This is a genomic window from Nocardia cyriacigeorgica (assembly GCF_010868145.1).
GTDB lineage: Bacteria > Actinomycetota > Actinomycetes > Mycobacteriales > Mycobacteriaceae > Nocardia > Nocardia cyriacigeorgica_D.
Genome location: NZ_JAAGUY010000003.1, coordinates 259,302 through 285,275 on the forward strand (window position 1 = coordinate 259,302; position 25,974 = coordinate 285,275).

At 68.5% G+C, this 25,974-nt stretch carries 25 protein-coding genes; 14 read left to right on the top strand and 11 right to left on the bottom strand.

The features are described from left to right. Window positions 1–80 precede the first annotated feature (80 nt). Window positions 81–1,349, top strand: coding sequence for an acetoin utilization protein AcuC (locus tag GV792_RS07630; protein WP_163823047.1), 1,269 nt, complete (start codon window positions 81–83; stop codon window positions 1,347–1,349). Further along, the gene (locus GV792_RS07635) at window positions 1,342–4,017 is read left to right on the top strand and encodes a bifunctional acetate--CoA ligase family protein/GNAT family N-acetyltransferase (protein ID WP_163823049.1); all 2,676 of its coding nucleotides are present in this window, start codon (window positions 1,342–1,344) and stop codon (window positions 4,015–4,017) included. Before GV792_RS07630 ends, GV792_RS07635 begins: the two co-directional genes overlap by 8 nt. Before the next feature lie 174 nt (window positions 4,018–4,191). On the opposite strand, the gene GV792_RS07640 is transcribed toward GV792_RS07635, so the two are convergent. The 3 genes from GV792_RS07640 to GV792_RS07650 all read right to left on the bottom strand — a co-directional run bounded on the left by GV792_RS07640 (window position 4,192) and on the right by GV792_RS07650 (window position 7,294). Beyond that, on the bottom strand, window positions 4,192–5,160 hold the full coding sequence (locus tag GV792_RS07640) for a sigma-70 family RNA polymerase sigma factor (RefSeq protein ID WP_163823052.1): 969 nt from the start codon (window positions 5,158–5,160) through the stop codon (window positions 4,192–4,194). A 186-nt stretch (window positions 5,161–5,346) separates the two neighbouring features. Then, a complete protein-coding gene (locus GV792_RS07645) occupies window positions 5,347–6,867 on the bottom strand; it encodes a DUF7782 domain-containing protein (RefSeq protein WP_163823053.1) in 1,521 nt (506 codons plus the stop codon). A gap of 76 nt (window positions 6,868–6,943) precedes the next feature. Further along, window positions 6,944–7,294 carry a DUF3099 domain-containing protein gene (locus tag GV792_RS07650; protein ID WP_163823253.1) on the bottom strand — a complete coding sequence of 117 codons (351 nt, stop codon included), beginning with the start codon at window positions 7,292–7,294 and terminating at the stop codon, window positions 6,944–6,946. A 145-nt stretch (window positions 7,295–7,439) separates the two neighbouring features. Between GV792_RS07650 and GV792_RS07655 the strand changes: the two genes are divergently transcribed. Further along, entirely contained in the window at window positions 7,440–7,676 is a 237-nt protein-coding gene (locus tag GV792_RS07655) for a DUF3039 domain-containing protein (RefSeq protein WP_175582954.1), read from the top strand. A 34-nt stretch (window positions 7,677–7,710) separates the two neighbouring features. On the opposite strand, the gene GV792_RS07660 is transcribed toward GV792_RS07655, so the two are convergent. Continuing rightward, window positions 7,711–8,859 carry a YihY/virulence factor BrkB family protein gene (locus tag GV792_RS07660; protein WP_163823057.1) on the bottom strand — a complete coding sequence of 383 codons (1,149 nt, stop codon included), beginning with the start codon at window positions 8,857–8,859 and terminating at the stop codon, window positions 7,711–7,713. A gap of 167 nt (window positions 8,860–9,026) precedes the next feature. Here GV792_RS07660 and GV792_RS07665 point away from each other — a divergent pair, with 167 nt between their 5' ends. Further along, on the top strand, window positions 9,027–10,754 hold the full coding sequence (locus GV792_RS07665) for a DEAD/DEAH box helicase (protein WP_163823059.1): 1,728 nt from the start codon (window positions 9,027–9,029) through the stop codon (window positions 10,752–10,754). A gap of 21 nt (window positions 10,755–10,775) precedes the next feature. On the opposite strand, the gene GV792_RS07670 is transcribed toward GV792_RS07665, so the two are convergent. After that, entirely contained in the window at window positions 10,776–11,390 is a 615-nt protein-coding gene (locus tag GV792_RS07670) for a TetR/AcrR family transcriptional regulator (RefSeq protein WP_163823061.1), read from the bottom strand. A 105-nt stretch (window positions 11,391–11,495) separates the two neighbouring features. Between GV792_RS07670 and GV792_RS07675 the strand changes: the two genes are divergently transcribed. Then, the gene (locus tag GV792_RS07675) at window positions 11,496–12,236 is read left to right on the top strand and encodes an SDR family NAD(P)-dependent oxidoreductase (protein ID WP_163823063.1); all 741 of its coding nucleotides are present in this window, start codon (window positions 11,496–11,498) and stop codon (window positions 12,234–12,236) included. Here GV792_RS07675 and GV792_RS07680 read toward each other — a convergent pair whose 3' ends face one another. Next, window positions 12,237–12,977 carry an AraC family transcriptional regulator gene (locus tag GV792_RS07680; protein ID WP_218581189.1) on the bottom strand — a complete coding sequence of 247 codons (741 nt, stop codon included), beginning with the start codon at window positions 12,975–12,977 and terminating at the stop codon, window positions 12,237–12,239. A gap of 81 nt (window positions 12,978–13,058) precedes the next feature. Between GV792_RS07680 and GV792_RS07685 the strand changes: the two genes are divergently transcribed. Further along, window positions 13,059–13,628 (top strand): class I SAM-dependent methyltransferase, encoded by a 570-nt coding sequence (locus GV792_RS07685; protein ID WP_175582955.1) that lies wholly within the window; start codon window positions 13,059–13,061, stop codon window positions 13,626–13,628. Between the two features lie 77 nt (window positions 13,629–13,705). Here the strand turns inward: GV792_RS07685 and GV792_RS07690 are convergent, their stop codons facing one another. After that, window positions 13,706–14,266 carry a hypothetical protein gene (locus GV792_RS07690; protein ID WP_163823065.1) on the bottom strand — a complete coding sequence of 187 codons (561 nt, stop codon included), beginning with the start codon at window positions 14,264–14,266 and terminating at the stop codon, window positions 13,706–13,708. Then, complete coding sequence (locus GV792_RS07695; RefSeq protein WP_163823066.1) at window positions 14,266–16,032, bottom strand: DEAD/DEAH box helicase; 1,767 nt, start codon at window positions 16,030–16,032, stop codon at window positions 14,266–14,268. Before GV792_RS07695 ends, GV792_RS07690 begins: the two co-directional genes overlap by 1 nt. Window positions 16,033–16,162: 130 nt before the next feature. On the opposite strand from GV792_RS07695, the gene GV792_RS07700 reads away from it, so the two are divergent. Beyond that, the gene (locus GV792_RS07700; protein ID WP_163823068.1) at window positions 16,163–16,939 is read left to right on the top strand and encodes a TetR/AcrR family transcriptional regulator; all 777 of its coding nucleotides are present in this window, start codon (window positions 16,163–16,165) and stop codon (window positions 16,937–16,939) included. Between the two features lie 177 nt (window positions 16,940–17,116). Here the strand turns inward: GV792_RS07700 and GV792_RS29520 are convergent, their stop codons facing one another. Next, window positions 17,117–17,311: a DUF7455 domain-containing protein gene (locus GV792_RS29520; protein ID WP_029903635.1), complete on the bottom strand. Its 195-nt coding sequence runs from the start codon at window positions 17,309–17,311 to the stop codon at window positions 17,117–17,119. A 273-nt stretch (window positions 17,312–17,584) separates the two neighbouring features. Between GV792_RS29520 and GV792_RS07710 the strand changes: the two genes are divergently transcribed. Beyond that, window positions 17,585–17,944, top strand: coding sequence for a DUF952 domain-containing protein (locus tag GV792_RS07710; protein ID WP_163823070.1), 360 nt, complete (start codon window positions 17,585–17,587; stop codon window positions 17,942–17,944). Between the two features lie 206 nt (window positions 17,945–18,150). Here the strand turns inward: GV792_RS07710 and GV792_RS07715 are convergent, their stop codons facing one another. Both GV792_RS07715 and GV792_RS07720 read right to left on the bottom strand, forming a co-directional pair. Continuing rightward, the gene (locus GV792_RS07715) at window positions 18,151–18,798 is read right to left on the bottom strand and encodes a response regulator (protein WP_163823072.1); all 648 of its coding nucleotides are present in this window, start codon (window positions 18,796–18,798) and stop codon (window positions 18,151–18,153) included. Continuing rightward, window positions 18,795–20,009 carry a sensor histidine kinase gene (locus tag GV792_RS07720; RefSeq protein ID WP_309138477.1) on the bottom strand — a complete coding sequence of 405 codons (1,215 nt, stop codon included), beginning with the start codon at window positions 20,007–20,009 and terminating at the stop codon, window positions 18,795–18,797. Before GV792_RS07720 ends, GV792_RS07715 begins: the two co-directional genes overlap by 4 nt. 109 nt (window positions 20,010–20,118) lie before the next feature. Here GV792_RS07720 and GV792_RS07725 point away from each other — a divergent pair, with 109 nt between their 5' ends. The 6 genes from GV792_RS07725 (at window position 20,119) to GV792_RS07750 (ending at window position 25,910) form a co-directional block, all read left to right on the top strand. Continuing rightward, entirely contained in the window at window positions 20,119–20,817 is a 699-nt protein-coding gene (locus GV792_RS07725; protein ID WP_309138478.1) for a GAP family protein, read from the top strand. A 9-nt stretch (window positions 20,818–20,826) separates the two neighbouring features. After that, entirely contained in the window at window positions 20,827–21,309 is a 483-nt protein-coding gene (locus tag GV792_RS07730; protein ID WP_163823076.1) for a cation:proton antiporter regulatory subunit, read from the top strand. Window positions 21,310–21,313: 4 nt separating this feature from the next. Then, on the top strand, window positions 21,314–22,498 hold the full coding sequence (locus tag GV792_RS07735; RefSeq protein ID WP_163823079.1) for a cation:proton antiporter: 1,185 nt from the start codon (window positions 21,314–21,316) through the stop codon (window positions 22,496–22,498). A gap of 94 nt (window positions 22,499–22,592) precedes the next feature. Next, entirely contained in the window at window positions 22,593–24,017 is a 1,425-nt protein-coding gene (locus tag GV792_RS07740; RefSeq protein ID WP_163823081.1) for an ethanolamine ammonia-lyase subunit EutB, read from the top strand. Continuing rightward, window positions 24,014–24,841, top strand: a complete 828-nt coding sequence (eutC, locus tag GV792_RS07745; RefSeq protein WP_163823083.1) for an ethanolamine ammonia-lyase subunit EutC — start codon at window positions 24,014–24,016, stop codon at window positions 24,839–24,841. Before GV792_RS07740 ends, eutC begins: the two co-directional genes overlap by 4 nt. A 292-nt stretch (window positions 24,842–25,133) precedes the next feature. Further along, window positions 25,134–25,910 carry an MHYT domain-containing protein gene (locus tag GV792_RS07750; protein ID WP_163823085.1) on the top strand — a complete coding sequence of 259 codons (777 nt, stop codon included), beginning with the start codon at window positions 25,134–25,136 and terminating at the stop codon, window positions 25,908–25,910. The last annotated feature ends 64 nt before the right edge of the window (window positions 25,911–25,974 follow it).

Here is a 25,974-nt window from a genome sequence, read left to right on the forward strand (position 1 = left end):
CGCCGTGTTCGCTCATGCATGTATTTCTACTGCATGTGAACGCTCAACGGGGCCGTCAGCTTCCCGCTAGCGTTGCGAGCATGGCCACTCCAGTGTCCGGCGCGCGTCCGAGTCCCACGAACGAGGCAACGGTCGTGTGGACCGACCGTTTCCTCGACTACACCTGGACCCCGCAGCATCCGATGAAACCGGCCCGGCTGGCGTACACCATGGCGCTGGCACGCGGTCTCGGTGTCCTCGAGGGCGTAGAGCTGCTCGAGCCGGCCGCGGCAGGCACGGCCGACCTGCTACGGATCCACACCGCTGAATACGTGGAGGCCGTCGAGCGCGCTGTGCAACCGCCGATGCTGCACGGTGAGCCGCCCGTCGCACCGCCGTTCGGTCTGGGCTCGGCCGACAACCCGGTGTTTCCGGGAATGCATCGGGCCGCCTCGGTGATCGTCGGTGGCACGCTGGCCGCTGCGCGTGCGATCGCCGAGGGCCGTACTCGGCGTGCGGTAAGTATCGGCGGTGGCATGCATCACGCGATGGCTGCTTCGGCGGCGGGGTTCTGCGTCTACAACGATGCGGCCGTGGCCATCTCCTGGCTGCTCGATCACGGTTTCGACCGCATCGCCTATCTGGATGTCGACGTCCACCACGGCGATGGTGTGCAGCGCGCGTTCTACGCGGATCCGCGGGTGCTCACCCTCTCGATCCATCAGCATCCGGCGACGTTGTGGCCCAACACCGGTTGGCCAGAGGAGACGGGCAGCGGTGCGGGAGCAGGTACATCGATCAACCTGCCGGTGCTGCCCGGCACTCGGGACGCGCAGTGGTTGCGCGGGTTTCATGCGGTGGTTCCCGGTGCCGTGGCGGCGTTCCGCCCGCAGATCGTGGTCAGCCAGTGCGGGGTCGACAGCCATCGAGAAGACCCACTGGCGGATCTGGAACTCAGCGTCGACGGTCAGCGCGCCGCTTTTCTTGCCATGCGCGAGCTGGCCGATCGGTACGCCGAAGGGCGCTGGCTCGCTGTGGGCGGCGGTGGATACGGCCTGGTCCGGGTGGTGCCACGAGCGTGGACGCATCTGCTGGCAGCGGCGTTGGACCGCGACGTCGCACCGGAGACCGCCATCCCGCAGGGCTGGATCGATATGGTGCGTGCCGCGGCGCCACGCGTCGAACCACCGGACGCGATGGGCGATGGCGCGGATGTGTCGTTCCGCCGCTGGGATGGCCCGGGCGGCACTGCCGAAACCGGCGATGCGCGTGTCGATCGAGCCCAGCGCGCCATCGATACCGCCGTGCTGGCAACCCGCCGTGCGTGCTTCGGCCCGCTCGGCCTCGACCCGGAGGATCCCCGTGACTGAGATCGATACCCCGGACACCCCCGCGGTTCCGCCACCGCCGCCGCAGCACTGGTTCGCCGATGTGCTCGCCTCCGACGGTGGTGTGGTGCGGTTGCGACCGATCACGCCCGAGGACGCCGACCGGTTGCAGCAGTTTCACGCCGCGCTCTCGGATCGGACGAGGTATCTGCGCTATTTCGGACCCTACCCCCGGATCTCGCCGAAGGATCTGTACCGCTCCACCCATGTCGATCATCACAACCGCGTCGGGTTGGTGGCGGAGCTGGGGGAGTCGATCATCGCGGTGGGCCGCTACGAGCTGCTCGATCGCACCGGACCGCGCGCGGCGGAGGTCGCGTTCGTGGTGGCCGACGGGCATCAGGGCCGCGGCCTCGGCTCGATTCTGCTGGAACATCTGGCGGGCGCGGCGGCCGAGAACGAGATCGAGACCTTCGTCGCGGAGGTGCTGGCCGAGAACACCGTGATGGTGACGGTTTTCCGGGAAGCCGGCTATCAGGTCGAGCGCAGCAGGGACGGATCGGTCCTGCATCTGGAATTCGCCATCGACCCGACCGAGGCACTGCTGTCGGTGCGTGATGCCCGGGAACGGGCCTCGGAGGCACGCAGCGTCGGGAATCTGCTGACGCCCCGGTCGATCGCCGTCATCGGCGCGACACCCAGTGCGGGACGCGTCGGTGGTGCGGTCCTGGCCAACCTGCTGTCGGGCGCATTTCAGGGGCCGGTGTTTCCGGTGAACCCGGCCCGCAGCTCGGTGCGCGGTGTCCGGGCCTACGCCACGGTGCGCGAGATCCCCGATGAAGTCGACCTTGCCGTCGTGGCGGTGCCAGCGGAGTCCATCGATTCGGTTCTCGACGACTGTATGGCGAAGGGCGTCAAGGGGTTGGTCGTGCTCACCGCAGGTTTCGGTGAGACCGGGGTGGCCGGGATGGCGGCCGAACGCGATCTGGTGGCCGCCGCCCGGGGGCACGGCATGCGGGTGGTCGGTCCCAGTGCGCTCGGCATCGCCAATACCGATCCGGCGATCGCGCTCAATGCCACGCTGGCGCCGGTTCTCCCTGGGCGCGGACGGATCGGATTCTTCTGTCAGTCAGGACCGTTGGGTGCGGCGATCCTGGGTGAGGCAGCGGCGCGCAATCTGGGGTTGTCGACCTTCGTGTCGGCCGGCAACCGCGCCGATGTGTCGGGCAACGACCTGTTGCAGTACTGGGACACCGATCCCGACACCGATGTGGTGTTGCTGTACCTGGAGAGTTTCGGTAATCCGCGTAAGTTCTCGCGTATCGCGCGCCGGGTCGCCCGGAGCAAGCCGATCGTGGCGGTCAGCAGCGGCAGGCTGGGGGCGCGGGCGCAACCGGCAGGCGATATGGATCGTTCGATTGTGCGAGACCTGTTCGCGCAGGCTGGGATCGTGCAGGTCGATTCGATTTCCGAGCTGTTCGACTGTGCGGCACTGCTCGGGTATCAGCCGTTGCCCGTGGGCGCGCGGCTCGCGGTGATCGGCAACAGTGCGGCGCTGGGCTGGCTGGCGGTCGACGCCGCGCGCGGTGAGGGTTTGGTCGTCGGTGAGCCGGTGGATTTGGGACCGCAGGCCACGCCGGGTGACTATCTCGACGCGGTGGTCGCGCAGTTGCGTTCGGAGGACGTCGATTCGGTGATCGTGGTGTTCGCACCACCGGTACCGTTGCCGACCGGTGAGTTCGCGGACGCGATCCGGTCGGCATCGGCCGCGGTGCCCGCGGTGGGCAAACCGATTCTGACCACCTTCATCGCCGAGCAGGGAATCCCGAATCTGCTGGCGGTGCGGGGCAGCGGTGCGGCGGCGGTGCGCGGATCCATTCCGTCCTACCCGGATCCGGAGCGGGCTGCGCGGGCGTTGGCCCGGGTACGCCGGTACGCGGAGTGGCGCGATCGGCCGGTATCGGCGGTAGCACGGCCGGACGGCATCGACAGCGTGCGGGCCACCGAACTGGTTGCCGGCTGGATAGCAGAATCCGGTGGTCGCCGGTTGACCGACCTGGAGACGGTGGCGCTACTGGAGTGCTACGGGATCTCGGTGGTGGATTTCCGAGAGGTGCATGATGCCGATGCCGCGGTCGCGGCGGCCGAGGAGCTCGGCTATCCGGTGGCCGCCAAGGCCACCAGCGACGCATGGCGGCATCGGCCCGATCTGAGCGGGGTGCGGCTGGATCTATGGCGCCCCGAGGCGGTGCGGCAGGCGTATACCGATCTTGTGGCGCTCAGTGGTGAGCCGGCGCTACACATTCAGCGGATGGCGACCAAGGGCGTCGGATGTGTGCTGCGAGTGCAGGATGATCCGTCGTTCGGTTCGGTGATCGAGTTCGGCTTGTCGGGGTTGATCATCGAGATGCTGGGCGACCGTGCCTATCGGGCGCTGCCATTGTCACAGGATGAGGCGGCCGCGTTGATCGATGCACCCCGCGCCGCGCCGCTGCTGTCGGGCACCCCGGCCAGCCCACGGGTGGACAAGGCGGCGTTGATCGAGCTGGCGCAACGTATTTCGGCCTTGTTCGACGATCTGCCGGAGATGCGGGAACTGTCCTTCGATCCAGTGCTCGCCTCGCCATCATCGGCCGAAATCCTCTATGCGCGAGCCAGAATCGGCCCCGAACCCAGTCGTTTCGACACCGGACCGCGGAGACTCGGGTGAACCGGCCGGGCGCTGCCGATTCCCGGACGTGCGAGATCACCACACACTGACACGATTACGCCGACCGGTTCGCACGCTCCGGAGGGGACGGTGCGTGCGGACACCGGTCGGCGTCGGGAAGGTGACGCTGTGGTCACCGGGTATGCCTCGTGCCGGAGCACCGGCACGGCAGGTTCAGCTGGCGTAGGCGCGCAGCCGGTCGGCGCGCTCACCCTTACGCAGCTTGGACATCACTTCGCGCTCGATCTGACGGACCCGCTCACGGGAGAGGCCGAACAGCTTGCCGATCTGGTCGAGGGTGCGCGGCTGGCCGTCGTCGAGGCCGAAGCGCAGCCGGATCACCTGCTGTTCGCGTTCGTCCAGCGTGGCCAGGACGCTGCGGACGTCGTGGTGCAGCAGACCCGCGATGACGGCGCTCTCGGCGGAGGTGGCTTCGGAATCCTCGATGAAATCACCGAGCGGTGCTTCCTCATCGTTGCCGACGGGCATGTCCAGGCTCACCGGATCGCGGCTGTGGTCGAGCAGATCGGCGATCTTCTCCACCGGGATGCCCGATTCGTTGGCCAATTCGGCATCGGTGGCCTCGCGGCCGAGCTGCTGATGCAGTTCGCGCTTGATCCTGGCCAGCTTGTTGACCTGCTCGACCAGGTGGACGGGCAGGCGGATGGTGCGGCTCTGATCGGCCATGCCGCGGGTGATGGCCTGACGGATCCACCAGGTGGCATAGGTCGAGAACTTGAAGCCCTTGGCGTAGTCGAACTTCTCCATCGCGCGGATCAGGCCGAGGTTGCCCTCCTGGATGAGATCCAGCAGCGGCATTCCGCGTCCGGTATAGCGCTTGGCGAGGGACACGACCAGACGCAGGTTGGCTTCCAGCAGATGCGAGCGTGCGGCTTGGCCTTCGCGGACGATGACGGCCAGATCGCGCTTACGCGCGGCCGACAATCGCTTGCCGGTCTCCAGCAGATGCTGGGCATAGAGGCCCGCCTCGATGCGCTTGGCCAGCTCGACCTCGTCGGCCGCCGTGAGCAGCGCCGTACGGCCGATCCCGTTCAGGTACACGCGTACCAGGTCGGCTGCGGGGCTCTGGGCGTCGAGATCGGAATCGCTGGCGCGCACTCGAGTGGTGGCGGGGCTTGTCATGACTTGCCTCCTGTCGGTGGTGTCTCACTCCGATCAACGGACCCGACATAGGGAAAGTTCCCTGACCGGGCGCCGGTAAACCGCTTCTGAACTGCGGTTTTCACAACGTTCGGCTGAGAAGTTCCTGAGAACACCCCGCAGGGGAACGCATCCGCGCCCGTGGTGGTCGCGGGCCGGTCGTGTGCGCTACCCGGGCAGGATCAGCCCATGGCGTACCAGTCCGGCCACCACCCCAAGAGCATCCGCCGCGAACTCGGGCGTGACGGAGTCGGATCCGTGGGCGATGGCCAGCAGTTCGATCAGTTCGTGCAACGGCAGCCCATCCGGCCGCATTCCCGCTACCAGGGAGATCGTCGTCTCGTCCACCTCGTGCTGCCAGCACGGACCGTCTCCGCGGTGCAGCCGCGCCACCCGTTGTGCCCAGCCTTCCGGCCCGGGCAGAAACACCCGTTCCAGCGCTGTCGCCGGGTCGACGGTGAAGCGAGCCGACCACGCGAGGTCGTTGTCGGCAGCGACCGCGCGCAGCCAGGTCGAGCGTTCGAAATACCGGGTCGCCTCCTCGCCGAGCGGGTCGTCGAAGCCGTGGGTGAGATCCTCGGCGAGCAGCTCGGTGTGCCCGTCGATGGCCCGCAGGTAGACGAAGCCGAACCCGATGCCTTCGACATCGGCGCCGGTGAAGGCGTCCAACCACTGTTCGGCGCGCTGCTGGGCCTTGGGATCACGCGGGTCCAAACCGGCATCGCGCAGCCAGGTGCCGACGTACAGGGCAGGATCGGCGACATCGCGCTGCACCACCCAGGCGTCGACGCCGTGGGCAGGCAGCCAGGAGGAGACCCGCTGTCGCCAGTCCTCGCCGTCCCTGTGCACCCACGCCGCCAGCATCGCGGCGGTGCCGCCCGGTGCGAGCAGCTGCGGGGCCTGGGAGATCACCAGCTCGCTGGCGCCATCGAGGGCGAGACCGGAATCACGGTAGGTGTGCTCGACTCGCGCGGGCCCGACCACGAACGGGGGATTGGCCACCACCTGGTCGAAGCGGCGACCGGCGACCGGCTCGAACCAGGAGCCTTCCACCAGCTCCAGATCCAATTCGTTGAGCGCCGCGGTGGCCTCGGCCAGCCACAGGGCGCGGCGATTCACATCGGTGGCGGTGACCCGCCCGGCGTAGGAGGCGGCGTGGACGGCTTGGACGCCGCATCCGGTGCCGAGGTCGAGTACCGAGCCGACCGGGCTGGTCGGGGTGGCCCGCAGCAACGACAGCGACGCGTGACCGACACCGAGGACATGGTCGGCGCTCAGCGCGCGCCTGCGCATCGAATCGTCGAGATCGGAGAGGATCCAACGGGTGCCCGTACCAGGATCCAGCGGGCGCAGGTCCAGCGCGGCCCGCAGCTGATCGCCGTCGCGTTCCAGCAGCCCTGCCGCCACCGCCAGGTCGGGGTCGACCGGCGCCAGCGCCGCCGCGACCGCGGGTTCCGGCAGCGCATCACCGAGCAGCAGCAGCCGGATCAGCGTGCCGAGTTCGCCCGCCTCGCGCGCGGCGCGGCGTACCGGCACCGGTTCGGAACGGCCGAGCGCGGCGTGGACGTCGGCGCCGAGCACCTCCAGCAAGGTGTCGGCGTCGTAGCCGACCCGGATCAACGCGGCCCGCAGTGCGGGGCACAGGGCGGTCAGCAGCGATCCCGTGGTGGTCGAACGATTCGTAGGCACATCGGTACTCTGCCACCGCACCGACCTGCGACTGTCCCGCTACCCCGTGATGTCACCGGGGCATGTGGTCGTCGGCTCAGCCGTCGATGGCGTTGTGCGCCCGCGATTCGATGGCAGTGCGCGGCCGATCCCAGCGACTGGGTTCGTTCTTGTCGCGGGGCGGGCGGTCGTTGGCGATCAACACCGCGATCCACGGCAGCGGAATCGAGGCGACGATGATCAGGATCGAGATGAGGGCGTTGCTGAACGCGCCGTAGGCGATCGCCGCAAGCACCAGTGCCGGAATGCGAAAGGCCATGATGATCGTGTAGCGGCGGACCCGTGCCCGGTGCTGGTCATCGAGTGAGGGCGCGGCCTCGGTGATGAGTGCCGGATGTTTGTCGTCACCGGGAAAGTAGCCGGCAGAACGGCGGGGCCGGGGCGGCATCGGCGCGCCGGTCGGGTCGTCACGGCCGACGCTCTCGTCGGAAGAATCGCCGTGCTGCTGCATACCCCGAGTCTTCCACTGTCGACACCGAGGCGCACACCCGGTGGTCACGACGCCGCGATCGGGATACGGCATCATGGAAGGCGTGAGTACCGACACTCTGGTTCGCCCGGATACGACGACCGACGAAACCACCGGCGACGACGTCCCCAAGTTCTTCCACTACGTGAAGAAGAACAAGATCGCCGAAAGCGCGGTCATGGGCACCCATGTCGTGGCGCTGTGCGGCGAGGTGTTCCCGGTGACCCGCTCGCCCAAGCCCGGCTCCCCGGTCTGCCCGGACTGCAAGAAGGTCTACGAGCAGCTGCGCAAGGGCGACTGACCCGCGTTCGTCTCCACTCGCGCACGGCGGGCCCTCATCGTTCGGGCCCGGTGCGTGAGGGTGGTGGGCTGTCGAGTGCCGGCGGTCCGGTCGCCTTCTCCGCGTCATCGTGCGGTAGGCCGGGGACCGCGCCATCCGACGATGCCTGCGCCCACGCGGGTTCGATGCCCGCGGACGCGCTGGTCGTCTCCGGCGCCTGCTCGGTGGAATCGCCGCGTACCTGTTCGGCCAGCCATGCCTTCACCTGTTCGACCCTGGTGGCGCGCGCGGGCCAGAATTCCTGTACTGCCGCGTTGAACTCCGCGCCGACGATGACGGCGAACGCGAGGAAGAACGTGAACAGCAGGAACGCGATCGGCGTCGCCAGCGCGCCATAGCTGACGCCGGTTCGGGTTACCCATCCCAGATACCGGCGCAGACCCTCGCTGGCCGCCATGAAGAACACGCCAGCCACCAAGGCGCCGCCGAAGAGCCGATGCCATGGCAGCGAGGTGTGCAGCGCCAGCTTGTACAGCGTGGTCAGCCCCACGATCAGCAGCAGGCCGACGCCCGGGTAGTAGAACGTGTCGATCAGCCGAAGGCCGGGCTCGCGCCAGCCGTCGGGCAGTGCCCGCCCGATCAGCACCGGGCCGAGCGCGATCAACGGCAGGATGAAGACCGCCGCCACCAGGAACTGCACGTAGAGCAGCAATGCGAAGATGCGCTGCCAGACCGGATGCCTGGCGTCCTGCTGATCGTGCGCCTCCACGATCGCGTCGACGAACGTGGACATGGCCGAGGAACCGGCCCACAGCGACAGCACGAAACCCACTGAGACGAACGCCGCCCGTCCCCGGCCGAGCACATCGCGGACGGTGGGTTCGATGAGGTCGTGCACCACGGTCGGGTTGAACAGGTCCCGGCTGAAGGTGAGGATCTTCGACTCGACGATCTCGACGGTGTCCGGACCGAACAAACCGCCGACGTAACCGAGGCTGCCGAGAACACCCAGCAACAACGGCGCCAACGACATGGTCTGCCAAAATGCCGCCGCTGCGGACTTGGCGAAGATCGAATCCCGCCAGGCCTTGACCGCCACCCTTGCCACCAGCCGCCAGGTCTGCCGACCCGCCCGCGCCACCCCCGCGGCGGCGCGCCGCGAGGTGCTGGCCGCGGTGACGCGGGTATCCGACAGGTTGCTCATGGTGTGACAAGCATCGCGCACGCGCGCCGAATCGGCCCGACCGGTCGGGCGTCGTGTCGGCGGGCAGCAGGTGAACCGCTGGTTACCTGTACGGCTGTTGTGACTCCGGTCGCGCCCGTCGCGTCGGTTTGGCGACACACGGGGATCGACCGATAGTGTTCTCTCCCGTGACCGGTTCGGGTGGCGCCACTGCGGCGGGAGGAGCGCTACGCGCCTGGCAGCGTCGCGCACTCACCAAATACCTTGCGACGAAACCCCGTGACTTCCTCGCGGTCGCGACGCCCGGCGCGGGTAAGACCACCTTCGCGCTGCGGGTCGCCGCGGAGTTGCTGGCCGATCGCACGGTCGACCAGATCACCGTGGTCGCACCGACCGAACACCTCAAGCATCAGTGGGCGCAATCGGCGGCCCGCGCCGGTATCGCGCTGGACTCGCGGTTCTCCAACAGCACCGGCGGCACTTCCGGCGACTATCACGGTGTGGTCGTCACCTATGCCCAGGTCGCCTCGCATCCGTTCAAGCATCGGGTGCGCACCGAGAACCGCCGCACTCTGGTGATTCTCGACGAGATCCACCACGCGGGCGACGCCAAGACCTGGGGCGATGCCGCCGCCGAAGCGTTCGGTGACGCCACCCGCAGGCTCGCGCTCACCGGTACACCGTTCCGCAGCGACGACAGCCAGATCCCTTTCATCACCTATGAACCGGACGAGGGTGGCTTCCCGCGCTCGCGCGCCGACCACGCCTACGGGTACGCCGAGGCCCTCGCCGACGGCGTCGTCCGCCCGGTGGTGTTCCTCGCCTATTCCGGTGAGGCGCACTGGCGTGACAGCGCGGGGGAGGAGTATTCCGCGCGGCTGGGTGAGCCGCTGAACGCCGAACAGACCGCACGGGCATGGCGGACCGCGCTCGACCCCGCGGGCGACTGGATGTCGGCGGTGCTGCGGGCCGCCGATATGCGGCTCGGCCAGTTGCGGTCCTCGGGTATGCCCGACGCGGGTGGGCTGGTGATCGCGACCGACCAGGAACGGGCCCGCGCCTACGCCGAACTGCTCGAACACCTGACCGGAACGCCCCCGATCCTGGTGCTGTCCGATGATCCGGCCTCCTCGGCCCGGATCGGGGAGTTCAGTGCGGGCACGCAGCCGTGGATGGTCGCGGTGCGCATGGTGTCGGAGGGCGTCGACGTGCCGCGACTCGCGGTCGGCGTCTATGCCACCAGCGCCTCGACTCCGCTGTACTTCGCCCAGGCCATCGGCCGATTCGTGCGCGCGCGCAAGCCTGGTGAGACCGCGAGCGTGTTCCTGCCATCGGTGCCGGTGCTGCTCGATCTGGCCGCTCAGCTGGAACTGCAGCGCGACCACGTCATCGGCAAACCGCATCGGGAGAAAGACGGCCTCGACGACGAGCTGCTCATCGATGCCAACAAGCAGAAGGACGAGCCGGGCGAGGACGAGAAGCCCTTTGTGGCGCTCGCCGCCGACGCCGAACTGGATCAGGTGATCTACGACGGTTCCTCCTTCGGCACCGCGACTTTCGCAGGCAGTGCCGAGGAAGCCGACTATCTCGGTATCCCCGGCCTGCTCGACGCCGAGCAGATGCGTGCGCTGCTGCGCGAACGTCAGGCCAGGCAGGTCGCCGATCGCGCGCCCGTGGCGACGGTGCAGGAGCCAGCGCCGCAGGCGGCGGGTGCGGCGGAGCGGGTCGCGACCGCCGATCGGCTCGGTGAGTTGCGTCGCGAGCTCAACAGCCTGGTGGCCATGCATCATCACCGAACGGGCAAGCCGCACGGCGTCATCCACGGTGAGTTGCGCCGCCAGTGCGGTGGTCCGCCGACGGCGTTGGCCAGTGCCGATCAGCTGGGTGAGCGCATCGCGGCCCTGCGCCGTATGTGATCTCGGGAGTCGGTGACGGGATCAGGTAGCGGTTGCCTGCTCGGTCGCGGGCCACGCGGCCATGGCGCGATCGATCGAGCGCATCAGCTCGTCGTGGTCCGCCCCGTCACGGGCTTGGATGGACAGCCCGTAGAGCACGGTCGTGTAGAAGGCGGCCAGCTCGGACGTATCCGTGCCCAGCGGCAGGTCGCCGTCGGTGACGCCGCGGTCGAGCCGCGCACAGAGGTCGGCGTTGGTCTCTTTGCGCTTGTCGACGAGGAATGCGCGAATGCTCTCGGTGCGGGTGGTGTAGGTCGATCCCGCGAGGACGACCATGCACCCGTGCGGTTTATCCGGTGCGGTGTAGGAGGCGGCGTTGTCGCGCAACATGGCCTCGATCGCCGCGCGTGCGGTGGGTTCTTCGCGTAAGGCGCGTGCGGTGAGCCCGCCCTCGGTGCGGCCGTAGAGCTCGATCGCCTCCCGGAACAAGGTTTCCTTGTCGCCGAAGGCCGCGTAGAGGCTGGGGGAGTTGATACCCATCGCGGCGGTGAGGTCGGTCATCGACGAGCCCTCGTAGCCGTGTTCCCAGAACACTTCCATGGCGCGATGCAGGGCGACGTCGCGGTCGAAAGCGCGGGGACGTCCTCGTCCGGCCATCGATGACCCCTTTCTGTGTCGATCGTTAAATATACCCCTTGACGCGATGGAGTTCCGTCGGTTTAGATCTTTATGTACTGACCGACACATAAATGGAGGAAGCTCATGCCGGATCTGCACGGGACCGTGGCGCTGGTGACCGGAGGTAGCCGGGGGATCGGCGCGGCCATCGCGCGGGAACTGGCCGCCGGTGGTGCGGACGTGGCACTGACCTATCAGTTCGCCGAGGATCGGGCGAAGGCTGTGGTCGCCGAGATCGAGTCGCTGGGGCGCCGAGCCCTCGCAGTGCAGGCCGACAGCGCCGATGCGGAGGCGGTGGTGGCCGCGGTACATCGGACCGCTGCCGAGCTGGGCGGGCTCGACATCCTGGTCAACAACGCGGGCATCTTCCCCAGCAAGCCGTACCAGGAATTCACCCTCGACGAGGTCGATCACGCGCTGAATGTGCACGCGCGGGCCGCGTTCGTGGCCGGACAGGCCGCACTCGAGCATATGGGCGCGGGCGGGCGCATCATCAGCATCGGCTCCAACCTGTCCGAGCGGGCGTTGTTCGACGGGTTGACTCTGTACAACCTGAGCAAATCGGCACTCAACGGCTACACCAAAGCCCTTGCCCGCGAACTCGGTCCGCGCGGCATCACCGTCAATCTGGTGCAGCCAGGGCCCACCGATACCGATATGAACCCGGCCGACGACGCGCACGCGCCGGATCAGCTCGCCCATAACGCGCTCGGCCGATTCGGTGACCCGCAGGACATCGCTGCCACCGTCGCCTTCCTGGCGGGCCCGTCCGGGCGCAGCATCTCCGGCGCGTTCCTCACCGTCGACGGAGGGACCAACGCCTGATCACTCGGCGAAGTACTGCCCCGGGGGGATGCCGACGGCGCGACGGAACGCGGCCACATAGGCGCTGGTGGTGCCGTAGCCGACCCGCCCGGCGATCCGGGAGACCGGCAGGCCGTCGGCCAGCAGCGGTAGCGAGGCGGCCAGCCGGATCTGAGTTCGCCACTGACCGAAGGTCATCCCGGTATCGCCGGTGAACGCGCTGGCAAGGGTGCGGGTGCTGGTGGCGACCGCGGTGGCGAATTCGTCAAGGGTGCGCTGGTCGGCTGGATCGCGCAGCAGGGCAGCGGCGACTTCGGCGGCGCGTGGGTCGCTTGGCGCGGTGGCTCCGACGGGAATCACCGCCACCGGTTCCAGCAGGTCGAACACCGTCGCCTCGGCCCGCGCGCGCCGGGCGGGCTCGATATCGGGTGCGGTGAGATGTTCGAACAGCTCCCGGATCAATCGGGTGACCCGCAGCATGGTGGGCTCGCGGTACTCGATCGGACAGCGGTCGGGGTCGATGTAGATCCCGCGCATCTGCGCACCCTCGGTGGTTCCGGTGCGGTGCGCGGTGTCGCGGGGGATCCACAGCGCCCGTGTTGTCGGTAGCACCCAGCGCCCACCCGGGGTCTCGACGGTCAGCACGCCGCCTGCGGCCCAGGCGATCTGGTGCTGTGGGTGTTGATGCAGCGGAAACCAGTGTCCGCGTGGCAGGGCGCCCGCGCCGAGGACCATGGCCGTCGCGCCGGGCGCGACAGGCATCACCACCGGTTGTCCGTCTCGCGACACAGGTTGTCACCGTAGCCGGTCGTGGTCGTGCATGGTTTTTCTTAGCGTGAGGTCATGGCAATGAACCTCTTCCATCGAATGCTGTGCCGGTCCGCGTTCTGGGAGCGCGCCAGCGCCACCCGGATCGTCCCGTGGGCGTTGTCGGGAACCGAGCTCGGCGGCGACACACTGGAAATCGGGCCGGGGTACGGCGCGAATGTGGGCGCACTCCTCGCGCGCACCGACACGCTGACCGGCGTGGAGATAGATCCGGAACTCGCCGAACGGCTACGTGGGCGACACGGTGCCGCGATGACCGTGATCACCGGTGACGGCGCGGATATGCCCCTACCGGACAACAGGTTCGACGGGGTCGTGTGCTTCACCATGCTGCATCACGTGCCGTCGGCGCAGCAGCAGGACGCGGTCTTCGCCGAGGCGTTTCGGGTCCTGCGACCCGGTGGCGTCTTCGCAGGCAGCGACGGGCTCGACAGCCGAGCCTTCCGGTTGATCCACCTCGGCGACACCTGCGTGCCGGTGCCGCCCGATGCCGCGGCACAACGGCTCGCCCTGGCCGGCTTCACCGATATCGAGATCGAGACCGGTTCCGGCAGTTTCCGGTTCCGTGCACGCAGGCCGGCCTGATCCGGCCGCCGGCGGGCACGAGTCTGTGGGCTTATCTGGTGCGCCGTGGTTCGACCCGCGATCGCGCGGGATTCAACTCAGCTCGGTGGATCGAACCACCCGGTGGCCGCGAGCGTGTTGATCGGGATCCAGCGCGCGGGTTCCGTCGTGATCTCCGCGCCGGCCGCGGCGTCGGTAGAAGCGAAGTATCCCTGGAGTTCCAGGGCGAGGCGCGGGGATTCGTCGACTCGGCGGGCCACGTCGTACAGGACGGCCAGCACATGCACGCACCGATCCGTGCGGGCCGAGCACGAACAGTCGATGGCCGCAAGGACCGGCGCGGGAGCGATCCCCGCGGCGACGATGGCGCGATGCATCTCGTCGGTGAGCGTCACCGGGTCGGCCGGGATGATCGCAGCGATCGCGTCGATGGTGGAGCGTGGCATCGGCGCAACCTCCACATGGGTCACCGAGGCCTGGCCGCCCCTGTGGATATGCGCGCGCACGATCCGGCCGGTGTCGGTGGCTCGCACGCCGCCGTTGCGGGCGATGCTGCGTGCCCGCGGCAGCAGTGGATCGGGCCGGGTCTGGCGCAGCGGTTCGGCCAGGCGCACCCAGTCCTTACCCCATAGGGTGTACCCGAATTCGTTGTCGGCCATCAGTTCTCCCGTTTGCGGCGCAGGATCTCGATCAGCTGGTCGTCGTCGAGTCGAGCCAGTTCGGCGATGCCTGCCGCGTCGGCGAGGTCGGTCAGCGCCGATTTGCGCCGCTGCATGGCGGCGATGTGCTCCTCGACGGTCGTCCCCGAGGTGAGGGTGGTGACGGTGACGGTGCGGGTCTGCCCGATGCGGTGTGCCCGGTCCGAGGCCTGGGCTTCCACCGCGGGATTCCACCAGCGATCGAAATGGATGACATCGGCCGCGCGGGTGAGGGTGAGCCCGGTGCCCGCCGCCCGAAGGCTCAGGATCAGCACAGGCGGCCCGTCCTCGGATTGGAATCCGCTGACGATCTGCGCGCGCTCGGACTGATTCAGCCCGCCGTGGAAGAACGGCGCTGTGATCCCGAACTGTTCGGCCAGATGCCGGACCAGCAGCTCACCGGTCTTGCGGTACTGGGTGAATACCAATGTCGGCGCGCCGAGGTCGAGATTGTTCGCCACGATGTCGGTGCACAGGTCGAGTTTGCCGGACCGCCCTGCCAGCTCGTCGAGGTCGCCGGTGATCAGGCCTGGATGGTTGCAGACCTGTTTGAGGCCGGTCAGCGCCGCAAGTACCCGGCTCTGCCGCTGGACACCATGACCGAATCCGTCCTCGATGGCCCGGTCGAGCAGCTGATCGTAGAGCTGTTCCTGCTCGGTGGTCAGATCGCAGAGCAGATCGGTGTGGATCTTGGCCGGTAGCGAGGCGGCGACCTGATCCTTCCGACGGGCGAGCACCACCGGCTCGATGGCTTCACGCAGCCGGGCGGCCGCCGTCGCGGATCCTTCGTGGATCGGCCGGACGAAACGACGCCGGAACTGGGTGCGATGCCCGAAAAGTCGTGGCGCGACCAGGTTCAGCAGAGCCCATAGCTCCTCGAGATGGTTCTCCACCGGTGTACCGGTCAGTGCAACGACCGCGGCGGCATCGATGGCGCGGGCGGCCTTGGAGACCTGTGTCCGCGGGTTCTTCAGCGCTTGCGCCTCGTCGAAGACGGCGGTGGCCCACCGGGTCTCGCGCAGACCGGCACCGTGCAGCCGCAGCGTCGGATATCCGGTGACCACGACCGTGCCCGCCTCGACGTCGAATTCCCCACCGCGCCAGGCGATCGGGTGCAGGCCGGGTGCGAACCGATGGATCTCGTGCACCCAGTTGCCCACCAACGAGGTCGGGCACACCACGACCTGTGGCCCCTCGGTGGCCCTGCCCAGCAGCAAGCCGATGGTCTGGACGGTCTTGCCGAGCCCCATCTCGTCGGCCAGGACCGCGCCGCCGTGTTCGGCGGTGGTCGCGCGCAGCCAGCTCACGCCGCGAGCCTGGTAGGGGCGAAGTTCGGCCTTCAGCGATTGCCGTAGGCCAGTGGCGACCGCTTGGGTTGCCGCGTACGCGGTGAGCGCATGGTGGGCCGAGATGATCGCGGTGCCAGTGGCGTTCGGCACCGCGTGCGCGGCACGGGGGAGCGGCACGTCTTCGCCCGTGAGATCGGCGTCCGAGAGTGCCTGCCGCCAGGCCGTGACCGAGGCGCCCGGCTCGGGGAGGGTGGCAGTGGCGAACTCTTCGGGCTCGAGCAGTGTGCAGTCGACGTCGGCGACCTCGACCGTCGAGCTGCCGGCTACAGCCTGTGCGGCGGTCCCGGTCGGGACGGCCAGGGCCTGGATCGCTGCGACGCCGAGATCGCGCGGTGGGCGACCCGGGCCGTGACCGGTCCAGGTCCACACCGCGAACATGTTCCGGTCGGGCAGGTAGGTGGCCTGTGTGCTGGGCAGAGCGAACCCCTCAAATCATCGTATGGTGTACGGAGTATTGTGGTAACGCATACCGTACCGGAATTGTTCCGCAGTTGGCACGAGGAGTTCGATGGCCGATCGTCGCGCATCGGAGGAGCCCGCCGACCAGGCGCGGGCATTGCTCGCCCTGCTGTGGCGCCGGGAGCTCCCACCGCGTCCCAGCGGCCGCGGCCCGAAGCAGACGGTCAGCGTCGACGAGGTGGTGCAGACCGCCATCACGCTGGCCGACCGCGACGGGCTGGCGAAACTGTCGGTGCGCGCCGTCGCCGGTGAGCTGGGGTTGCGCCCCATGAGCCTCTACACCTATGTGCCGAGCATGCGGGCGCTGACTGCGTTGATGGTCGACGCCGTGGCCGCCGCCGATGCGCCGCTGCCTACCGATGCACCGCCACGTACGCGGATGGCGGCCATCGCGCGCCAGGTGCGCGCCGAGGTGATCGCACACCCGTGGCTACTGGAGGTCTCGCCGTGGCGCGTGGTGCTCGGGCCGGGGCGAATGCGTCGCTACGAACGTCAGCTCGCGGCACTGGACGGGATCGGGCTGACCGATGTCGAGATGGATCGGGCGATCGCAGTGCTGACCGAATTCGCCACCGGCAACGCGCGCATGGCGGTGGCTGCCGCGCGGGAGGCGGCCGAGATGAGCGATGCCAGCTGGTGGGAGGTGCACGGTCCGCTGTTGACTCAGGTCATGTCCGCGCAGGCGTTTCCGCTGGCGTCGCGCGTGGGTGCGGCCGTGGGGGACCTGTACCAGGCACCTGCGGATCCGGACGGTGCGTTCGAGTTCGGGTTGGCGGCGATGCTGGACGGAATTCTCGGCACCGCCCGCAGTGTCAAGGGCGACTGAGGCTCGCTCCTGAGGTCCGATGCGCTGCCCGGCGCCGACGTGTTCGGGGGCGACGTGCCGGGGCCGTCGGCAAAATGCCCTCCCGGATACACCACAGCGGGCGACCGTTCGGGTCGCCCGCTGCGGATTACGCGGTATTCGGTTGTTCGATGCTGTTGTGTCGGACGCGAGGAGCGGTCAGAGGGCGGGAGCGGATTCCGTGTCGATCACGGCCTCGAGCTCGCGCAGCCTGTCCATGTGTTCATTCGCGTGGTGCTGGCAGAAGAGCAACTCTCCACCTGCGGGCAGAACGGCACGCACTCGGGCAGCCGCCCCGCAGCGGTCGCAACGATCGACCGCGGTCAGTGGGGTGCTTGTCAGGGTTCCTGGCATGACTCCTCCGTCCTGGCTCCCGGCACACAGACCGTTCACCTGGTGTGGGGCCCGTGGTCACTCCGCGGGCTCGCTACCGCTACTTCCCAGCAGTGGTATGACTACTCTGTCAGACGTTCGGGACGGGGGCTTTGTTCCCGCAAGCGAATCGATGTGTTTTCCCTAACACGACCAGCGCTTTTCGCTCTGCGCGAACCTCACTGGTCATGGCTGGGAAGTCACTCGAATCACCGACTCGAAAGGCCGATCCAGTTGTCTACCGGGAGATTACCCGTGACCTACGACACCCACACTCTGGTTCATATCTGCACCGCCACCGAATGGCAGACCGCCGGGCACACCGGTGCGCATCGGCCCGCCTCGCTCGACACCGAGGGGTTCGTGCACCTGTCCACACCGCAGCAGGTGCATCTGCCCGCCAACCGGCTCTACGCGGGCCGGCGCGACCTGGTTCTGCTGCGGCTCGATCCCGCCCGGTTGGGGTCACCGGTGAAATGGGAGCCGGGCGTTCCGTCCGACGATCCGGAGCTGCGGTTCCCCCACCTGTACGGACCACTACCCGCCGCCGCGGTCGTGGCCGTCGAGGACTTCCAGCCCGACGCCGACGGAGTCTTCGCCGAGCTCGACCACTGAGCCCGAGAGGCGCTGCCGGACGCAGTCCGTCGTCGGACCGCGCACGGCCGGAGCGAATGCGGAGGTACGCACGTTGGGCGCTGCCGGACGCAGTCCGCCTGCAGACCGCGCACGGCCGGAGCGAATGCGGAGGTACGCACGTTGGGCGCTGCCGGACGCAGTCCGTCTTCAGACCGCGCACGGCCGGAGCGAATGCGGAGGTACGCCTAACCGCCGCGCAGCTCCCTGGCCAGGATCGCCGCCTGAACCCGTGAGCGAACTCCCAGCTTGGTGAGGACCCGCGAGACATGCGTCTTGACCGTGGTCTCGCCGATGAACAGTCGCCCCGCGATCTGCGCGTTGGACAGCCCGTCGCCGAGGCAGTCGAGCACCTCACGTTCGCGTTCGGTGAGATCGGCCAGGCCGTCGGGCGCGCTGTCGGCCGGTGTGTCGGGGGCAGCGGCGAAGGCTGCGATCACCGCGCGAGTCACTTCGGGGGCGAGCACACCGTCGCCCGCCGCGACCGCGCGCACGGATGCCACCAGATCCTGCCCCGACACCGACTTGAGCACGAATCCCGAGGCACCCGCGCGCAAGGTACGGAAGACGTATTCGTCCAGATCGAAGGTGGTCAGGATCAGCACCCTGGCCAAACCGTCGGCGGTGATGCGGCCGGTCGCGGTGATGCCGTCGACGCCGGGCATGCGCACGTCCATCAGCACGACATCCGGTCGCAGTGCCCTGGTCTGCGCGACCGCCACATCGCCGTCGGCGGCCTCGCCGATCACCTCGATACCGTCGGCCGCGTCGAGGATCATGCGCAGGCCCGCGCGAATCGCGCTGTGATCATCGGCGATCAGCACCCGGATCGTCATCGCGGTTCACCTCCGGAGACAGCGACGGTGGTCGGCAGATCCGCCCGCACCGTCCACACTCGGGCGGCGGGGCCGGCCGCGAACTCGCCGCCGAGGGCTGCGGCTCGCTCGCGCATGTTGGTCAGGCCTCGGTGCGACAGGCCCGCCGGGTCGGCGGCGGATCCGTTCGGCTGCGGCGGCAGAGGGTTGCGGATCGCGACGGTGAGCGTCGTCGCCTCGGTGGCGATGTCGATGTCGACCTCCTGCCCGGGGGCGTGCTTCATGGCGTTGGTCAGCGCTTCCTGGATGATCCGGTAGGCGGCCTGATCGACCGCGCTCGGCAGCGGGTCGCCGTCTACCGCACCGTGCACTCGCACGGTGCTTCCCGCGGAACGGGCTGCGTCGACCAGTAACGACAGTTGGGCAAGACCGCGCGGCGCGGCGAGATCCTCGGCGCCGTCGTCGCGACGCAGCAAACCGATCATGATGCGCATCTCCTGGAGCGCGCTGACGCTGTTGGACCGGATGGATTCGACCACGCCGGCCAAGGCGGGATCGTCATCGTCGCGGCGCGACAGCAGCCCGAGCGCGGCCTCGGATTGGATGGCGATGGCCGAGAGATGCCCGGCGATCACATCGTGCAGATCGCGGGCCATGGTCTTGCGTTCGTCGGCGATCGCCGCCCTGCGGTCCAGCTCGGCCACCAGTTCCAGCGCGCGCGCCTTCGCCCGTTCGGCCTGTGCGGTCTCCTTGTGCGCACGCACGGTCAACGCCCACCAGATCGACGTGCCGACGAACGCGGAGGCGGCAAGCAGGGCGATCAGCATGGCGCGCCACTCGCCGCTGATGATCCACGCGGCCACCGAACCGACGGCCGTGACGGCGATGGCAGCGCCGACCACGAACCGCGACTGGCGCCGGGTCCCGTACAGCACGCTCGCATAGATGAGATCGGAGTAGACGAGCCAGATGGGGATGGTCGGACCGAGAGCGAAGTCGATGAGCAGCGGAACCAGACCGGCCGAGAGAGCCCACATCGGCTTGCGGCGGCGCAACATGCTCGTCGCGCACAACAACCCGAGCAACGCCATGCGCACCGTCAGCGGCGTGTCGGAACTGTGTCCGGTCATCGCGTACATGCCGAAGCCGTACAGCGCCGCGCCGACGGTGAAGACGAACGCGACGATCAGCGCCTCCTGCGCCGTCGCCGACAACGCCGTCCACCACTTCACGCACCCATCTCAGCACAGCTCACCTCCGGTGCGGGTCCACCGAAGTGATGAGCGGCGATCCCACCGTCGACCGACGCGCGTGAGCACCGATCCGCGCGAAGCTCGGCCGGTGACGCTCATTCTGGGTCTGGCCGCGCTCGCCCTGGTGGACAGCACCTCCATCGGTACTCTCGTCGTCCCGCTGTGGTTGTTGCTCGCGCCGGACCGGCCTCCGCTACGACGCATGCTGGTGTATCTGCTCGCCATCGCGGGGTTCTATTTCGTGGTCGGTGTGGCGCTGCTGTTCGGCGCTTCGGCCGGCCTGGCTCGGTTCGGCGACCTCGCCGACAGCCCCTGGGTGCTGTGGCCGCAGCTGGCGCTCGGCATCGCGCTGTTCGCGGTGTCGTGGCGGTTCGATTCCAGGAAGCGACGCGAACGCGGCGAAGCCGATCGCACCGCGGCCTGGCGCGACCGCGCCCTGAAGACCCAGTCCTCGGGTCGTGGGCTCGCCGTCCTCGCGGTCAGTGCGGGCACGCTGGAAGTGTTGTCGATGGTTCCGTATCTGGCCGCCATCGGATTGCTGGTCTCGACCGACCTGCCCGGTGGTGTGTCGGTGGCGCTGCTCGCCGGTTACTGCGCGGTCATGGTGGTGCCCGCGCTGGTACTGATCGGGGTCAGGAATCTGGCCCATCGGCAGGTGGAACCGCTGCTCATCCGGCTGAACGACTGGCTGTCGCGCCATGCCGACAGCGCCACCGGATGGGCGCTGGCAATCGCCGGAATCGTGGTGGCTCGTGGCGCGCTCGGCGGATTGTTCGGGGGCGGTTAGCCTGGACTTGTGAATGTCGATGTCACTGCGTTACCCGGGATCGGGGTGCGAAAAGACTTCGAGGTGCGGTCCGGGCGCCGGATCGGTGTCGTCGCCCATCGCGACGGCGATATCGATCTGATCGTGTCCAAGGTCGAGGACCCGGACGCCTGTGCCGCGCAGGTCGCGTTGAGCACCGACGAGGCCGCCGTGCTGGCCAATCTGCTCGGTGCGCCCCAGCTGGTTTCCCGGCTCAACGACGACCATCGCGATATGCCCGGCATCACCACCCGCCAGCTGCCGATCTCGGACGAATCGCCCTACGGCGGTCGGACCCTCGGCGAAACCGCGATGCGCACTCGCACCAAGGTGTCCATCGTTGCGGTGATGCGGGCGGGGCAGCTGCACCCCTCGCCGGGGCCGGATTTCACCTTCACCACTGGTGATCTTCTCGTCGTCGTCGGGACACCCGACGGCCTTGACGCCGCGGCGAAGATTCTCACGCACGGCTGATCCGGTGGCCACGACCGCGCTCGCCCTCATCGAGCTGGGCGCGGTGTTGTTCGCTCTCGGGGTGTTCGCGCGGGTGGCGGGCCGGTTCGGGCTCTCGCCCATACCGCTCTATCTGCTCGGCGGCCTCGCCTTCGGTCAAGGGGGATTGATCAATCTCGGCGCGGCCAACGAGTTCGGGCATATTGCCGGCGAGATCGGTGTGGTTCTACTGCTGTTGCTGCTCGGTCTGGAATACACCGCCGCCGAGCTGGTCACCGGGATGCGCCGTTCCTGGCCGGTCGGTCTGCTCGACATCGTCGCGAACGCGACGCCCGGTGCGGTGGTGGCGCTGCTGCTGGGCTGGGGACCGGTCGGCGCCCTGACCCTCGGTGGCGTCACCTACATCTCGTCGTCGGGAATCGCGGCCAAAGTGCTCAACGACCTGGGGCGGCTCGGTAACCGGGAAACGCCGGTGGTGCTGTCGATCCTGGTGTTCGAGGACTTGACGATGGCGGTGTACCTGCCGGTGCTGACCACGGTGCTGGCGGGGCTGAGTTTCGTGAGCGGGGTGCAATCACTGGGCGTGGCGTTGATCGCGATCACCATCGTGCTGGTGGTAACCCTGCGCTACGGACGTTATGTCTCGGCGGTGGTCGACAGCACCGACCGCGAGGTGTTCCTGCTCAAGCTGCTCGGCGCGGCACTCCTGGTGGCGGGTGTGGCCTCGGCGTTGAACGTTTCGGCGGCGGTCGGTGCGTTCCTGCTGGGAATCGCGATCTCCGGCTCCACCGCGCGGGAGGCGGTGCGACTGTTGGAACCGTTGCGCGATCTGTTCGCCGCGATCTTCTTCGTGGCGTTCGGCCTCAACACCGATCCGACCGCCATCCCGCCGGTGCTGGGCTGGGCGGTCGCACTGGCGGTCGTCACGACGATCACCAAGATCGCCACCGGCTGGTGGGGTGCGCGCAGTCAGGGCATCCGCCGCCTCGGCCGGGCCAGAGCGGGGGTGGCGCTGGTCGCGCGCGGCGAGTTCTCCATCGTCATCGCCGGGCTCGCGGTCAGCACCGGGGCCATCGACGGCAAACTGGCTGCATTGGCGTCGGCCTACGTGCTGATCATGGCGATTGTCGGGCCCATCGCCGCGCGTGTCGTGGAGCCGGTGCTGAGCCGATTCCCGGCCGCATCCGCCGGGCCGGCTGTTCAGCCCTGACATCCCTGCCGCGGCATCGGCCGAAACCGGCGGTGGCATGTTCTACTTCCACCCGACGACAAGTGCGCCGCCCCCGCTGCCGGAAGGGAATCGTATGGCGTCCTACGCCGCAACCGCCGGTGGCGTGACCTACCGTTTCGACGGGCTCGTCGATCTGCTGGCCAAGGCCACGCCACTACGCAGTGGTGACGAACTGGCCGGCTGCGCCGCCGAATCCGATGCCGAACGGGCCGCGGCCCAGTGGGCGCTGGCCGATCTGCCGCTGACGGTATTCCTGAACGAGCCGGTAGTGCCCTACGAGACCGACGAGGTCACCCGGCTCATCATCGACACCCATGATCGGACGGCATTCCAGACCATCGCGCATCTGACCGTCGGCGGTCTACGGGACCGGCTGCTCGAGGTCGCGGCAGGCGCGAACGGCACCGAGGCGGCCGCGACGCTGCGGGCCCTCGCGCCCGGGCTGACGCCGGAGATGGTCGCCGCGGTCAGCAAGATCATGCGCAATCAGGATTTGATCGCCGTCGCGCGGGCCGTCCATGTGCACGCGGCATTCCGTACCACGATCGGGCGGCCCGGCACGCTGGCGACCAGACTGCAACCCAACCACCCCACCGACGATCCGCGCGGCATTGCCGCCGCGGTCCTCGACGGGCTGCTACTCGGCTGTGGTGACGCGGTGATCGGCATCAACCCCGCCACCGACTCACCGCGCGCCACCGCCGACCTGCTGGCCTTGCTCGACGAGGTGCGCACCCGCTTCGACATCCCCACGCAGTCCTGTGTGCTCGCCCATGTCACCACCACACTCACCCTGATCGAGGCAGGCGCGCCGGTGGACCTGGTCTTCCAGTCGATCGCCGGGACCGAGGGCGCCAATGCCGGCTTCGGTGTGAACATTTCGCTGTTGCGGGAGGCGAACGACGCGGGGCGGGCGTTGCGGCGCGGGACGGTCGGCGACAACGTCATGTACTTCGAGACCGGTCAGGGTTCGGCCCTGTCGGCGGGCGCGCATCGTGGTGCCTGTGGCCGCCCTGTCGATCAGCAGACCCTGGAGGCCAGGGCCTACGCGGTGGCCCGTGCGTTGGATCCGCTGCTGGTGAACACCGTCGTCGGTTTCATCGGTCCGGAGTACCTGTACGACGGCAAGCAGATCATCCGGGCCGGTCTCGAGGACCATTTCTGCGGCAAACTGCTCGGCCTGCCGATGGGTGTGGACGTCTGCTACACCAACCACGCCGAAGCCGATCAAGACGATATGGACACCCTGCTCACGCTGCTCGGCGCCGCGGGGTGCGCCTTTGTGATCGCGGTGCCCGGTGCCGACGATGCGATGCTCGGCTATCAAAGTCTGAGCTTTCACGACGCGCTCTACGCGCGTCAGGTATTCGGACTGCGTCCGGCCCCCGAGTTCGAGGCGTGGCTGCACCGGCTCGGCATGATCGACGACGCGGGCCGGGTGCTGGCGGTGCCGCCGCTGAGCTCACCGCTGCGCGCGCTGACCGGAGTGCGGCGATGAGCGGAGATCACCCGCCGGCCGACTCCGACGACCAGCGGCAATTCTGGACCGATCTGCGCGCCACGACGCAGGCTCGGATAGGACTCGGCCGCGCGGGCAACGCCCTGCCCACCGCGCACGTGCTCGAGTTCCGTGCGGCCCACGCCGCCGCCCGCGACGCGGTGCACACCCCGCTGGACGTCGACGCACTGCACGAGCGGATCGTCACCATGGGATTGGGCGAACCGCTCAGGGTGCGCAGCCGAGCGCGCGACCGCGCCGAGTATCTGCGTCGCCCAGATCTGGGACGTCTGCCAGGTGAGTCGTGGCCGTTCACCGGCGACGACGACCGAGCTTCGGCGAGCGACAGCGACACCGCCGAGATCGGGATCGTCCTCGCGGACGGGCTCTCCCCGAGCGCTCTGCTCGCGCATGGCCCCGCGATGGTCGCCGCACTCATCACCGAGTTCGGCCCGCGCGCGTCGTTCGCGCCGCCGGTGATCGCGACGCAGGCCCGCGTTGCGCTCGGTGATCACATCGCTGTCGCCCTCGGCGTGGCGACAGTGCTGGTCCTCATCGGCGAGCGTCCCGGGCTCTCGGTCGCCGACAGCCTCGGCGTCTACCTGACCCACCAGCCGCGGCTCGACTGCGCCGACGCCGACCGCAATTGCGTATCCAACATTCACCGCCCGAACGGCCTCGGTTACCGACAGGCCGCACGCGTCGTGGTGGGTCTGGTGGCCGGTGCGCGCCGGTTGGGCCGTTCGGGTGTGGATTTGAAGGATCTGTCCGGCCCCGACCTGACCTCAGCAGAGCCCGCCGTCCTACCTGACGCGCAACCCTGACCGTTACAGCCGGCTGGGCGGTGCTCGATTCCAGCAGGCGCGCGCGCCGGTGAGTTGCCAGTGGCGTGCGTGGGACACCCGGTAGATCTCGCACGGGCGGCGGGTGCAGGATCGCGTGGGCCGGCGTTTCGCTCACCGAGTCCGCCGCTCCCGGCATCCCATTCTTCGGCCGAACGCCTTCCTGTTTAAAAGGAAATTAGTACTGTAAATTCCCTACCTGCGGATCCTTGTTCATCTACGGCTCGGATGATGCTGACGCATGGTTCGAGCCCAAGCACGCTAGGGAGCTCGTGTGCCCACGATCGATCACTTCAGCTATGGGTGGCTCACACCCGTCGTCGCGTACCTGATGTCGTTCACCGGGTCATTGCTAGGGCTACGCTGCATGGCCAGGGCGCAGTCGACATCGATGCGTGACGGATGGATGATCGCGGCGGCAGTCGCCATCGGCGGCACCGGAGTCTGGGTGATGCACTTCATCGCCATGCTCGGCTTTTCGATCGAGGGCGCCTCGATCCGCTACAACGTGCCGATGACGCTGATCAGCGCGCTCATCGCCATGGTGGTCGTGTGGATCGGGCTCGGCGTGGCCCAACGGCGCAACTGGGGGCCTGGCGCGCTCCTGATCGGTGGCGCGATCACCGGCGTCGGCGTCGGCACCATGCACTACTGCGGCATGTATGCGATGAAATCCGATGCCGCGCTCGACTACAACGGGTGGATCGTCCTCGTGTCCATCGTGATCGCGGTGATCGCGGCGACGGCGGCATTGTGGTTCGCACTGCACGTGCGCGGCACCCTCGCGACCGTCGGCGCCGCCGTCGTCATGGGAATCGCCGTCTCAGGAATGCACTACACCGGCATGTTCGCCATGCGCGTGCAGCACGCGGCGCACATGCATCAGCCATCCGGTGCGGGTGCCGGGCAACTGCTGACCCCGTTGACGGTCGGCGTCAGCATGGTGACGGTCGTCCTGCTGTTGCATCTCGCCATGACCGAAGCCGGGGGATCCGAGGCCCGCCCCGTACGGTCACGGCGACCGGCCCGCTACTGGCCAACCCAGGACTGACCCACCCGAGCCCTGGCGCCCCGGCCCTGCCGACGACTACGGCCCGCGTTCCGCCCAGCACCAG